The 13,016-nt window shown below is 39.0% G+C and carries 10 protein-coding genes; 3 read left to right on the top strand and 7 right to left on the bottom strand.

The window, feature by feature from the left end; all coding sequences use genetic code 11:
- Position 1: 1 nt before the first annotated feature.
- Positions 2-1,108, bottom strand: coding sequence for a metallophosphoesterase (locus C4H12_RS01595; RefSeq protein ID WP_254424790.1), 1,107 nt, complete (start codon positions 1,106-1,108; stop codon positions 2-4).
- Positions 1,109-1,517: 409 nt separating this feature from the next.
- On the opposite strand from C4H12_RS01595, the gene lysA reads away from it, so the two are divergent.
- On the top strand, positions 1,518-2,714 hold the full coding sequence (gene lysA / locus C4H12_RS01590; protein ID WP_106097362.1) for a diaminopimelate decarboxylase: 1,197 nt from the start codon (positions 1,518-1,520) through the stop codon (positions 2,712-2,714).
- Between the two features lie 83 nt (positions 2,715-2,797).
- Here lysA and C4H12_RS01585 read toward each other — a convergent pair whose 3' ends face one another.
- Positions 2,798-3,280: an ABC transporter ATPase gene (locus C4H12_RS01585; RefSeq protein WP_106097361.1), complete on the bottom strand. Its 483-nt coding sequence runs from the start codon at positions 3,278-3,280 to the stop codon at positions 2,798-2,800.
- 1 nt (position 3,281) lies between these two features.
- A complete protein-coding gene (gene smpB, locus C4H12_RS01580) occupies positions 3,282-3,737 on the bottom strand; it encodes an SsrA-binding protein SmpB (protein ID WP_106097360.1) in 456 nt (151 codons plus the stop codon).
- A gap of 79 nt (positions 3,738-3,816) precedes the next feature.
- On the opposite strand from smpB, the gene C4H12_RS01575 reads away from it, so the two are divergent.
- Positions 3,817-4,428, top strand: coding sequence for a M15 family metallopeptidase (locus C4H12_RS01575; RefSeq protein WP_106097359.1), 612 nt, complete (start codon positions 3,817-3,819; stop codon positions 4,426-4,428).
- Here C4H12_RS01575 and C4H12_RS01570 read toward each other — a convergent pair.
- Positions 4,425-5,468, bottom strand: coding sequence for a glycoside hydrolase family 6 protein (locus tag C4H12_RS01570; RefSeq protein ID WP_106097358.1), 1,044 nt, complete (start codon positions 5,466-5,468; stop codon positions 4,425-4,427). The two genes, C4H12_RS01575 and C4H12_RS01570, sit on opposite strands and share 4 nt — an antisense overlap.
- A gap of 460 nt (positions 5,469-5,928) precedes the next feature.
- Here C4H12_RS01570 and C4H12_RS01565 point away from each other — a divergent pair, with 460 nt between their 5' ends.
- Positions 5,929-8,433 (top strand): hypothetical protein, encoded by a 2,505-nt coding sequence (locus C4H12_RS01565; RefSeq protein WP_106097357.1) that lies wholly within the window; start codon positions 5,929-5,931, stop codon positions 8,431-8,433.
- Between the two features lies 1 nt (position 8,434).
- Here C4H12_RS01565 and C4H12_RS01560 read toward each other — a convergent pair whose 3' ends face one another.
- From C4H12_RS01560 to carB, 3 genes are all read right to left on the bottom strand, one after another.
- A complete protein-coding gene (locus C4H12_RS01560; protein WP_106097356.1) occupies positions 8,435-8,716 on the bottom strand; it encodes an immunity 17 family protein in 282 nt (93 codons plus the stop codon).
- A gap of 17 nt (positions 8,717-8,733) precedes the next feature.
- Positions 8,734-9,954 (bottom strand): aminotransferase class V-fold PLP-dependent enzyme, encoded by a 1,221-nt coding sequence (locus tag C4H12_RS01555; protein WP_106097355.1) that lies wholly within the window; start codon positions 9,952-9,954, stop codon positions 8,734-8,736.
- A gap of 131 nt (positions 9,955-10,085) precedes the next feature.
- Complete coding sequence (gene carB / locus C4H12_RS01550) at positions 10,086-12,938, bottom strand: carbamoyl-phosphate synthase large subunit (protein WP_106097354.1); 2,853 nt, start codon at positions 12,936-12,938, stop codon at positions 10,086-10,088.
- Between the last annotated feature and the right edge of the window lie 78 nt (positions 12,939-13,016).

Raw genomic sequence — 13,016 nt, 5'->3', positions numbered from 1 at the left:
TTTAATTATTAGTATCTCTAATCTCTGTCCTCTCCCCTTTCTCATTCACCTTGTACTCCTTACCTTTTTCTATTAGTACCCCTTGTATTACCCCTTGCGCATGTTCCACATCAAGGTCTATCACTCTTCTATTCATCAAGTAAGTTACTTCAGGGTATAATGTATGTCCTATCACAAACTTACCCACCTTCCATTTCTCCATAATTGTTTCTGCCTCAGTAGGGTCTATAGTTTGTTTACCCCAACCTCGGTACCACATAGGGCTTATCCCAAATTGATAAATAGTACTATACAAATTATCTTTCATTTGTTGGGCTTTTCTGTTGTCAAAGTAATAATCACGAGCTTTGCTATTCAATTCTTCTACCGATAGCCCTAAATTAGCCACTTCTACCGAAATACCAGCGTGTACAAACACATAATCACCTATGCGTTCCACTAAGTTTTTAGTACCCAGCCATCTTCCTAACTCAGTATGAGGTTTGTAAAGATTGTAATAATCCTCCTGTAGCAGTTTTTCATTCTCAAAATATTTCTTGCGCACATACCGGAAATCATCATTCATATTCATCAGGTCGTGGTTACCTAATATAAAATGCACCTTTCCTCCTACCCTTTCAGCTTGTTGTTCCAAATGATAAATAAGCCAAAGTGTTTGAGTTACCAACAAACCTCGGTCAAAAAAATCACCTACCGTAACCAAGTGTCCTTTGCCATAAGTCCATTCATATTTAGCATTCATCACCCCATTACCTATCAAGAACTGTTTAAAAGCCCCATACTGCCCCTCTATATCCGAAATAGCAATCAACTTTTCAGGCATTTCATATACCGATTCTTCATTTGTAAGTTCTTTTTTCAGCTTAAAAGTAAAAAAATCTTTATCATCCACATAGCATTTCAGCTTCCTACTGCAACTTTTAGGAGACTTTTCTTTCAAAACCAACTCAAAACCTCCCTTTCCCTTCACTATCTGCTTAGATACAACCTTATTTTTCACATAAAACACATACGGACCATCCCAATCCACTCCCGAAGTGTCTTTAGCAAGCCTTTCTTCCGATTTTTTAGGCTTATTTTGCGCCCCAACCTCTCCAACAGGAAACATTAAAAGGCAAACTAATAAAATCCTCAATAGGTAATTCATCATTGTTATGTTATTTATTGGCGCAAAGGTACAAATAATTTGCCAAGCAAGCAAATACAGCTATAATTAATTTAAAGCAAACATCCCATTCTTTATCCAACCTACCAACAAAAAACTTTCATATTACAAGTACCTTCAGCCTACCTTAGGAACCCCTCATAACATTACCCAAGTGCAAGTTTAAGATGAACGAACGATAAACGAAGGATAAACGAACTATAAACGAAGGATAGTTGGTAAAATAATACAGCCTCATCATATAACATAAAATAAACACATCAACTCTTCCCCCTATACCCTGAAAACTAACCCCCTAAAACTTGCTAATTGACAATTGTTTTGTACCTTTGCAGCCTAAAAGAACAAAAAGATGAACACAGACCAATTATTACATATAGCACACACCTACGGAAGCCCCGTTTATGTGTACGATGCTGAAAAAATAACCTCCCAATACCAGCGCCTCACCTCTGCCTTTGCTCCAGTACCCAAACTGCGCATCAATTATGCAATGAAAGCTTTATCAAATATCTCTATTTTAAAGCTAATGAAGCAATTAGGAGCCGGACTCGATACCGTTTCCATTCAAGAAGTACAGTTAGGACTACTAGCAGGTTTTGCTCCCGAACAGATCATCTTCACCCCCAATGGCGTATCAATGAGCGAAATCGAAGAAGCTATGCGCTTAGGTGTACAGCTTAATATCGACAACCTCTCATTCTTAGAACAGTTCGGCACACAGCACCCCGAAGTACCCGTATGCATTCGCATCAACCCACACGTAATGGCAGGAGGCAATAGCAACATTTCAGTAGGACATATCGATAGCAAATTTGGTATTAGCATCCACCAAATACCTCATATACTGCGTATTGTCGAAAACACCAAAATGCACATCAACGGCATACACATGCATACAGGTAGTGACATTTTAGATATCGACGTATTCCTCTATGCAGCCGAAATCTTGTTCGAAACAGCTAAACACTTCACCGAACTGCAATTCATCGATTTTGGTAGTGGCTTTAAAGTACCTTATAAAGAAGGAGATATACAAACTAATATTGAAGAATTAGGCGAACGCCTTAGCAATCGCTTTAATGAGTTTTGCAAAGAATACGGCCGCGAACTCACATTAGCCTTTGAACCTGGTAAGTTCTTAGTAAGTGAAGCCGGACGCTTCTTAGTAAAAGTAAATGTAGTAAAACAAACCACCTCTACCGTATTTGCAGGCATCGACTCTGGGTTTAACCACCTCATCCGCCCTATGTTCTACGGGGCTACCCACTATATTGAGAACATCTCCAACCCCGAAGGAAAGAAACGTTTTTACTCGGTAGTAGGTTATATTTGCGAAACAGATACCTTTGCTTCCAACCGACAAATAGCCGAAATTACCGAAGGCGATATATTGTGTTTCCACAATGCAGGAGCCTACTGTTACACTATGGCAAGCAATTACAATTCACGCCTACGCCCTGCCGAAGTGCTATGGCAAAACGGCGAAGCCAAACTCATCCGAAAAGCCGAAACCTTTGATGATTTAGTTAGAAATCAAATATTTTAACAGATTTATAAAAAATAAATTAGCAGATTAGTAAACACTCACATTTACTAATCTGCTAATTTGCTAATTTACTAATTTGCTAATTATAAAAACCTATTGTGCCAGCTTTCTTCCAAAGGCACTTCCCAGTTCTCTTCATATTCCAATTTAGTATTCACCAAGTTGTTAAACACTATTGTCTGTGCCGATACAGCCTTATCTTTCACCATCTTCTTAAAGTCGGAAAGGTTTTTATAAGCTATATATTCACCTTGGCGGTAACTCACATTCATCCTATCCAGTAAGGTAACGTTATACTGAGTTTCTAACTCCTGAATAAAGCGCGCCAATGTATCTAATGAGCAGCCTCCTACACCATGAGCATCAGGAGAAGCTCCTATTACTATAAAGCGATTGTAACGCAGTTCAAAAGCCGATAGCAAGTCCTTACCATGAACCTTCCAACGGTTTATAAAATCTTGCAACTGTGTATTTAGTTGCGCTTGTTCTTCTTCCGTAAAACTACGGTTGCATTGGTATACCCACACACGGGCATCATCTGGTAGTTGTTTAAAATCTGTATACATTCTATTTTTTCATCAATCGGTCTAAGTTGCGTTTGTTATCGCGGTCTTTAATTGTTTCTCGTTTATCATACAATTTCTTACCTCGTACTAAGGCTATATCTACCTTTGCTAGCCCTTTATCATTAACAAAAAGCCGAAGAGGCACTATGGTAAGCCCTGTATTTTTCACCTCTTTATTGAGTTTGCGCAACTCTTTTTTCTGCAATAATAGTTTGCGCTCACTCTTGGGGCGATGGTTGTAATAAGTGCCAAAATCATAAAGCTCAACAGTTGAGTTAATCATAAAAAGTTCACCTTTTTCATTGAACTCACAAAAGCTCTCGGCTATAGAGGCTTTACCCATACGTATTGATTTAATTTCGGTGCCTACCAGCACTATGCCCGCAGTATAACGGGTGAGTATTTCATATTCAAACTTTGCTCGTTTGTTAAGTATTTGTATTGTTTTCTGAATCATAAAGCAAAAGTAGTCTTTTTTTCTGACATAACAAGCTTTTGTTTAAAAGTTTTTCGTACTTTTGCAGAAAATCAGTTTTATGAAACGTATTTTACTACTTTTAGTACTGTGCTTCACTCCTACCCTATGGGCACAACAGTCTGACTTTGTTTTACTAAAAAGTCTTTCATCCAACTTTGTATTTGATATGAAATACGCCACCCCCGATAACTTCCTAAAACAGGCTGTGTATGAGTGTGGCGATTGTTATTTGCGCAAAAGTACTGCCGAGGCACTGGTAAAAGCCAATGCCGAATTCTTAAAGTTAGGCTATCGGATTAAGTTATTTGATTGCTACCGACCGCTTGCTGTTCAGAAGAAAATGTGGAAGATACTACCAGGCACTCATTATGTGGCTAATCCTGCGAAAGGGTCTAAGCACAATCGGGGTGCTGCTGTAGATCTTACTTTGGTAGATAAGGATGGTAATGAGCTAGATATGGGTACTCCTTTTGATTTTTTTGGCAAGGAAGCACATCACACTTGCACTACCCTACCTAAAAAAGTACTTGAAAACCGTAAACTCCTAAAAGATATACTGAACAAATATAACTTCAAATCTATCTACTCGGAGTGGTGGCACTATGAGTATCGCCCTGAAATGCAATCAAAAGTAGAGGATTTTCAGTGGGAGTGCAAGGGTGAACACTAAAGATCGTTTGGCACTTCTAATATTTCAATACTTTTTACTCTAATAGCATTATTAATAAGGGCACGAGTATATTCTGGATAAGGCGAGCCTGCAGCAGGAGCGCCCATATTGCATTCGCCATCGGAGCCTCCCCCACCGTTTATCCACAGGTATGCATCGGCGTGAGGAGCGGTAGTGCGGGTAGTGCTACGAGGTCCTAAAGCGGCATTAAAATTATTACACGAATTATAGGGTGCATTCTCATTTTGGTGTTTAGGCCTATTGATACCACTTCTTCCTGTATCAATCACATAACGTGCTTTGAGCCCTTTGGTGGCTAAGAAATCTACAAACTTTTCAGCCCCTACTTGTTCTTCTTGTGTACCTCCTAAGCCTGAGACATTTAGCGCAAAACCTTGCATATACTCTAGCCCACCATCTATCACAGCAGTAGCTACAGCTTCGGGGTGAGCTGTAACCAATACCGAATTACCTGCATGTAGGTAGGTTACTACATTAGGATTGTTATTTTTGAGAGTTTTCCCTACATAAGTAAGTAATTCAGCCCTTTCATTGTATTGTGGTGTGCCTTTCTTATGGTTACAATAGTTAATAGCATCGGGTTCTACAATCACTACTGCACGGCGCTGCCCAATAATAGTACTTACACGATCAATCCAGGCTCGATATGAAGCAGCTGTAGGATGTCCGCCCTTAGATAAGAAGCCACAATCACGATTGGGGATGCCATAGATAACTACGATAGGTGTTTTTTGAGAGCGTTCAGCCCCATCGATAAAGGCTTTGAGGTAGGTGTCATTTTTTTCAGGGGTAGGAGAAATCCCATCAAACCAGCCTCCGCACGGAGTGCCATACACTTGATAGTAGATTTTTTTCAACTCGGCAGTAGGTTGTTTTTTAACTACTGCCAGCCGAGAAGGGTCGGTATAGAAATCCCAATCATAAGGGGTTTTAGGCTGAGTGGGGGGTGTTTTTTCTTCAGCTTTTTGGCAAGCTATTATCAGTAATAGCCCTGCGATTAAAGAGAGTAATTTCTTCATAATTTTATTTTTTTATCTTATACATACTTTTTATTGCCACAAAGGTACAAAATATTTTTGAACTGATAAGATTTCTTACTTCTTTTTATAATACTTGGCTGTGCCAGCTGAAGAGCTATCCTTCGTTTATAGTTCGTTTATCCTTCGTTATTCGTTCGTTCATTGTAGAAGATAGTTTTTTCTGTCGGGAATATTAGTTAGGGATTTTTTATATGGTTCATCTATATTGTTTCAAGTTATTGAAAGGCTTTATTAGAGTAAACTTGTATTGGAATTGGCTTCTGCTTTATGTTTTTCATTCTTTTAGCTGTGGGTATTGCTTATTTTATAGTGAATAACATAGTACTTCCTTTGAGTAAAAAAAGAATATTTTTAGACTTGAAGAGTACTTTTTTAATTCGAGATAGTGCTTATTTCAAAAAAAAGTAGTAATTTCGCCCATTCTTACAACACATTTCGAATGAAAAGAACTTTATTATATAGCACTTTTATAGGGGTTTGCACATTGCTTATTATTGCTTGCACTCCCAATGCCAATACGTATTACAACCGACAAATGCAGCCCATTGTAACCAAGTACAATGTACTATTTAATGGCGAAGAGGCGTATGCAAAGGGACTGAATGAACTACGCGAAAAATACCAAGATAACTTTGGTGAGATATTGCCTGTAGAGCCTATAGGTATGACTGGGAAAGTGCAGTTAGACGGTATAGGTAACCCAGACTTTGAACGGGCTGAAGAGAAGGCTATCAAAACCATTCAGCGTCACTCAATGGTTTTTAATGGGGTGCAACGCAACTATAAGATTGATGATGCTTATATGCTTTTGGGGCAAGCACGTTATTACGATGAGCGTTTTTTCCCAGCTTTAGAGGCTTTTAACCACATGCTTACCAACTACGGTATGAGTGAACGCATACCCGAAGCAGCCGTATGGGCACAGAAAACAAATCTTCGTTTGGGAAAAGATAAAGTAGCTATTGAGAAACTTACTGAGTTTTTGCGTGAAAATCCTAAAATACGCCGAAACGACAAAGCTGAAGCCTATGCTACCTTAGGACAAGCATATATCAACCAGGAACAATATCCCTTGGCAGCCGATGCTCTTTATAATGCAGGTAAATACACTCGCAATAAGGCTTTGCGTGGTAGGTATTACTTTATTGCTGCTCAACTATATGAAAAACAACACCAAAGAGATTCTGCTGAAGTGGCTTTTGACAAGGTAGTAAAACAAAATTGGAAAATTCCGCGCAAGTTATGGGTAGAAGCTCAAGCTGGGAAAGCGCGGAATAAAACTTTTACACCTGAAGAAAAAGCTGAATTCTTAGCCTATTTGCGTAAGTTAGAAAATCGATATGAGCACAAAAACTACCTCGACGTATTGTATTACACTCATGCCGAACTGCTAAGAGAACAACAAAAACGGTTGGCTACTGATTTTTATCGCCAATCATTACTTAACAACAAAGAGAATACTCCGTTAAAAGCTAAGGCTCATACACGCCTTTCTGAGTTGTTTTTTGATCAAAAAGATTATATAGGGGCGTATCAACACCTAGACAGCACCCTTACCTACACACCCGAAAACACTTTTGAACACTTATATGTACGTAGAAAAAGAGATAATCTGGCTAAAATAGCTGAGTTAGAGTATACTGTTAAGAAAAATGATAGCGTACTAAAAGTAGTGCTTTTACCCGAAAACGAACGTCGCGCTTTCTACCAAAAACATATTGATTCAATACAACAAGCTAAAGCTTTACGTGTCCAAAATCAAAAAAACAACCCTATTACCAATGCAGGTATGGGCTTTACAACTCCTGATATTACTACACAAAAGGGAGGAAAATTTTACTTCTATAACCCATTGAGTGTAGCGTATGGCAAACAACAATTTCAACAATATTGGGGTGATCGTAAATTAGAAGATAACTGGCGGTGGTCAAGCATAGGTAGTGGTACTGTAGCTAAACTTACCGCTTCGGCTACTACGACACAAATAGCAGAGCAAAATATAGATACTCCTGATACTTACTTGGCTCAACTACCTAAAACAGCTGCTGAAATAGCCCAACTTGCCACTGACCGCAACGAGGCTCTTTATCAATTAGGTGTACTTTACAGAGCTAAGTTTAAAGAAAATGAATTAGCTATACAACGATTAGAACGTGTATTAGCCCAACAACCTACTGCAGATATAGAAGCTGCTGCCCTCTATGAACTACAAAAAAACTATACTGACATCCGTAATCCTAAAGCTGAAACTATTAAAAGTAGATTATTAGCCAACTACCCCTCTACTGATTATGCAAAACTCTTGCAAGGAGGTGAAACCTCTCAGCACGAACGCAACAAATTAGCTCAAGTTTTTGTTGATAGTTTAACAGCTAAATATAAAAGAGGGGAAATAGCAGAAACAGCACATTTATTACAGCAAGAAGGATTACAATATCATGAAACAACAGCTGCTCCTACTATTGCTCTGTTACAAGCTAAAACCACTGCACGCTTAGAAGGGCTTGCTCCTTACCAAGCGCAGTTACAATTGATAGTAACCAACTATCCAGCTACTACCGAAAGTGAAGAAGCTAAAAACTTATTGGAAGAACTAAAAGATATAGAAAAAGAAGAATATATAGCCGATGATAAGGCTACTCAATGGAAAGTGGTTATCATAGGTACTACACCTGAAATACGCGAGAATTTAAAAGAAGAATTTACTGAAAAACTAAAAGCTATTTCAGAATCACTTTCTCTCTCCACCGATCTATACAATATAAATGAAACTTGGTGGGTTATACACAAAATACGTGATGGGTATTCTGCACAAAGTATTATAAGTGAACTAAAAGGGTTCTTAGAAAAAAACCAATTACAAGCCTACCCTATAGCTACTGAAAATTATCGCTTAGTACAAATACGAAAAGAGAAGGAAAAGATGCTGCAAACTACCAATTGAGTTATCCTTTACAAGTAAAAGCTATATATGATAGGTAAAGTCCTATTACAATAAAGAGAACACCACCTAAAACTCCTATCATACGAGCTGCTTTTCGCCCCAAATAGCGACTTATTTGCCCCATTGTCCAGTTATTTTGGTAGTGCTCATCTGGTTCATATAACCAATCCCAATCTTTTATAGCTCCTATAATAAGACAAATACCAAAACCTGCTAGTAATAGGGCTATTACACCTCCTGCTATATAAGGATTTTGTTTAATCCACTCTTTAAATGTTCCCATAGTATTTCAAATTATAATTAGCTCAGCATTGCCTGAGCTTTTTTTATACCTTCTATTAAGACATCTATCTCTTCAAAAGTGTTATACACAGCAAAACTAATACGCACCGTGCCCGGTATGTTATAAAAGTCCATAATAGGTTGGGCGCAATGGTGCCCCGTACGTACAGCAATCCCCATCTGATCGAGAATAACCCCAACATCATAAGGATGAATACCCTGCAAATTAAATGATATAACTGCGGTACGTTGTGCCAAATCTGGATTGCCATAAAGAGTAATACCATTTATACCTTGCAGCTTAGCTATAGCATATTCCAATAACTGATGCTCATAAGCTGCTATAGCCTCCATCCCTAACTGGTGTATATAGTCAAGAGCAGCAGCAAAAGCTATCCCTCCACAAATATTAGGCGTACCAGCTTCAAACTTATAAGGCAGGTCGGCATAAGTACTTTGCTCAAAACACACCTCTTTAATCATTTCCCCTCCTCCTTGGTAAGGAGGCAGCTGCAATAACAATTCTTCTTTGCCGTATAAAGCTCCTACTCCTGTAGGACCATACATTTTATGAGCCGATACAGCGTAAAAATCTACATCAAGAGCTTGAACATTCGGTTGTAAGTGTGGAGCAGCTTGCGCTCCATCTACTAAAACCACAGCCCCCACAGCGTGAGCTTTATCAATAATTTCTTTTACAGGGTGAATATTGCCTAAAGCGTTTGATACGTGTTGTACACACACAACTTTAGTACGCTTATTTAGCAAATTGCTATAGACTTCCATATCCAAAATACCTTGCTCGTTCATTGGTATTACTTTCAGGGTAGCGCCACTCCGTTGGCAAGCCAACTGCCAAGGCACTATATTACTATGATGTTCAGAAGCCGAAATAATTACTTCATCACCCGTTTGCATTAAGGTACCATAGCCATTAGCCACTAAGTTGATACCATGAGTAGTACCCGCTGTAAAAATAATTTCAGAAGACTTTTGGGCGTTGAAGTGATGTTGTACTTTCTGCCTTGCATGCTCATAAGCATCAGTAGCCTCCTGACTGAGAGTATGCACCCCTCTGTGGATATTAGCATTTTGGTAAGTATAGTAACGTACAATAGCCTCTACTACCTGAGTAGGTGTTTGAGAAGTAGCCCCATTATCAAAGTAGATAAGAGGACGTTTGTGAATAGTACGTGAAAGTATAGGAAAATCGGCACGTATTTCGCTGATGGATTTCATTAAGTTTGTTATTTATTTTGCAAAGATAATAATTAATAGTCAATTAGCAAATTGAGAGTTGCTTTGAAACAGTAAAAAATGCCATGCACTTTAGAGCGCATAGCATTTTTTACTATTAAATTTTCTATCTGTTATTTACTCAAGTACATCTTCCTCCTTGTATAAATATCGTAGAAAGCATCGTCTTTGAGACTATCTATAAACAAGATGCTTTCACCGGTAGATTTCATTTCAGGACCGAGCTTCTTATCTACGTTTGGGAATTTGTTGAACGAGAACACAGGTTGCTTAATGGCAAAGCCCTCTAAGTGCGGATGAAAATGGAAGTCTGTTAGCTTCTTCTCACCAAGCATGATCTTAGTGGCATAATTCACATAAGGTTCCTTATAAGCCTTGGAGATAAATGGTACCGTACGCGAAGCACGTGGGTTCGCCTCAATGATATACACGACATCGTCTTTTACGGCAAACTGTACATTGATAAGCCCCACGGTGTTGAGTGCCAAGGCTATCTTTTGGGTATGGTCTTTTATCTGTTGAATCACAAACTCACCTAAATTAAACGGTGGCAAGGTAGCATTACTATCCCCCGAGTGAATACCACAGGGTTCAATATGCTCCATAATACCTATAATGTACACGTTTTCGCCATCGCAAATAGCATCGGCTTCAGCTTCAATAGCTCCATCTAAATAGTTATCTAAAAGAAGCTTGTTATTAGGTATTTTGCGCAAGAGGTCTACCACGTGGGCTTCTAACTCTTCTTTATTAATAACAATCTTCATTCCTTGTCCTCCTAACACGTATGACGGACGTACCAAAAGCGGGAAGTCAAGCTCATCAGAGAGTTTTAGAGCCTCATCAGCAGTTTCGGCTACCCCAAAGCGTGGGTAAGGGATATTGTTCTCTTTAAGAAGGGTAGAGAAGCTACCTCTATCCTCTGCCAAATCCAGAGATTGGAAACTGGTACCTATAATTTTAACGCCGTATTTATCTAACTTTTCAGCCAATTTCAGCGCTGTTTGTCCACCGAGTTGTACTATCACTCCTTCTGGCTTTTCGTGCTGAATAATATCATAGATATACTCCCAGAACACAGGCTCAAAATAAAGTTTATCGGCAGTATCAAAGTCAGTAGAAACAGTTTCAGGGTTACAGTTAATCATTATGGTTTCATAATCACATTCTTTAGCTGCCAACACCCCGTGTACACAGCAGTAGTCAAACTCAATACCTTGCCCTATGCGGTTAGGTCCTGAGCCAAGCACTACTATTTTCTTACGTGGGGTAACAATACTATCGTTTTGCACATACTCTTTGCCTTCTGGAGTAGTAATTGGAGCTTCAAAAGTAGAATAGTAGTAAGGAGTTTGTGCCTTGAACTCGGCAGCACAAGTGTCTACTAATTTGAAGACTCTACGAATGTTAAGCTCTTCACGTTTTTTATGTACCTCACTCTCCCAACAGCCTACCATATAAGCTATTTGTCGGTCGGCGAAACCTTTTTGTTTAGTTTCAAAAAGAAGTTCTTTAGGCAGGGTATCTATTTTATAGGTAGAGATAAGTTTTTCAAGAGAATAAAGTTCTTCATACTGCTTTAAGAACCACATATCAATCTTAGTAATTTCGTGTATACGACTTAGCGGGATACCCATTTGCACCGCATCATATATCACAAATACTCTATCCCAGCTGGGATAAGTAAGTTTTTCAATAATCTGCTCGTAATTCTTATAGCCTTTACCATCGGCACCTAAACCATTACGCTTAATTTCAAGCGATTGGGTAGCTTTCTGCAACGCTTCTTGGAAAGAACGCCCTATACCCATTACCTCTCCTACCGATTTCATTTGCAAACCTATAGTACGGTCAGAGCCTTCAAACTTATCAAAATTCCAACGCGGTATCTTTACAATTACATAGTCTAAAGTAGGTTCAAAGAACGCTGAAGTAGACTTAGTAATTTGGTTTTGCAACTCATCTAAATGGTAACCAATAGCCAGCTTTGTAGCAATCTTAGCAATAGGATAGCCTGTAGCCTTAGAAGCCAAAGCCGAAGAGCGCGATACACGTGGGTTGATTTCAATAGCGATAATATCTTCTTTCTCATCGGGTGATACGGCAAACTGCACATTACAACCTCCGGCGAAATCACCTATACTGCGCATCATCTTAATTGCCATATCGCGCATACGTTGGAAGGTGCGGTCGGAAAGAGTCATTGCAGGGGCTACAGTAATAGAATCACCTGTATGAATGCCCATAGGATCCATATTCTCAATAGTACAGATAATTGCCACATTGTCATTCTTGTCGCGCAAGAGTTCTAACTCATATTCCTTCCATCCTAAAAGCGCTTTGTCGATAAGCACCTCGTGAATAGGCGATGCTTCCAACCCACGATTTAATAAATTATCAAAATCCTCTTTCTTATAAACGATAGAAGCACCTGTACCTCCAAGTGTAAATGAAGGGCGTATTACAAGTGGGAATCCAAAGCGTTGTGCTATTTCTTTACCTTTAAGGAAAGAAGTAGCTGTTTCGGAGGGTGCCATAGGGATACCAATTTGGTCAAGCAGTATGCGGAACTTTTCGCGGTCTTCCGTAATTTGTATCGCATCGATATCTACCCCTATAATTTCTACTCCAAAGTCTTTCCAAATACCTTTTTCATCAGCCTCAATACAGAGGTTAAGAGCTGTTTGCCCCCCCATAGTAGGGAGTACAGCATCTATTTCGGGATGAGCTTTTAGGATTTCCACCAATGATTTAGTGGTAAGAGGTTTAAGGTAGACCACATCAGCCATTGATGGGTCAGTCATAATAGTAGCGGGGTTGGAGTTGATAAGTACGGTTTTGATACCGTCTTCACGCAAGGAGCGCAATGATTGTGAGCCTGAGTAGTCAAATTCGCAGGCTTGTCCAATAATAATAGGACCTGAACCGATAATAAGTACGCAATGTAAGTCGTTTCTTCTTGGCATTTTATATAGATATTGCTGTGTTTATTTCATAAAAAAATAGCTACATTTTTCAAAAGAAAAATATAGCTATTATAATAA

Origin of the sequence: Capnocytophaga sp. oral taxon 878, assembly GCF_002999135.1 — a bacterium.
Lineage (GTDB): Bacteria > Bacteroidota > Bacteroidia > Flavobacteriales > Flavobacteriaceae > Capnocytophaga.
The sequence above is the reverse complement of the archived record's forward strand: the minus strand, read 5'-3'. Positions and strand labels throughout refer to the sequence as shown.

Excerpts from the sequence above, each read along its gene's own strand:
- C4H12_RS01560 (WP_106097356.1), bottom strand. The coding sequence starts at position 8,716 with ATGGGAACATTTAAAGAGTGGATTAAACAAAATCCTTATATAGCAGGA.
- carB (WP_106097354.1), bottom strand. The coding sequence starts at position 12,938 with ATGCCAAGAAGAAACGACTTACATTGCGTACTTATTATCGGTTCAGGT.
- C4H12_RS01555 (WP_106097355.1), bottom strand. The coding sequence starts at position 9,954 with ATGAAATCCATCAGCGAAATACGTGCCGATTTTCCTATACTTTCACGT.
- C4H12_RS01585 (WP_106097361.1), bottom strand. The coding sequence starts at position 3,280 with ATGTATACAGATTTTAAACAACTACCAGATGATGCCCGTGTGTGGGTA.
- C4H12_RS01565 (WP_106097357.1), top strand. The coding sequence starts at position 5,929 with ATGAAAAGAACTTTATTATATAGCACTTTTATAGGGGTTTGCACATTG.
- smpB (WP_106097360.1), bottom strand. The coding sequence starts at position 3,737 with ATGATTCAGAAAACAATACAAATACTTAACAAACGAGCAAAGTTTGAA.
- C4H12_RS01575 (WP_106097359.1), top strand. The coding sequence starts at position 3,817 with ATGAAACGTATTTTACTACTTTTAGTACTGTGCTTCACTCCTACCCTA.
- C4H12_RS01595 (WP_254424790.1), bottom strand. The coding sequence starts at position 1,108 with ATGTTTCCTGTTGGAGAGGTTGGGGCGCAAAATAAGCCTAAAAAATCG.
- lysA (WP_106097362.1), top strand. The coding sequence starts at position 1,518 with ATGAACACAGACCAATTATTACATATAGCACACACCTACGGAAGCCCC.
- C4H12_RS01570 (WP_106097358.1), bottom strand. The coding sequence starts at position 5,468 with ATGAAGAAATTACTCTCTTTAATCGCAGGGCTATTACTGATAATAGCT.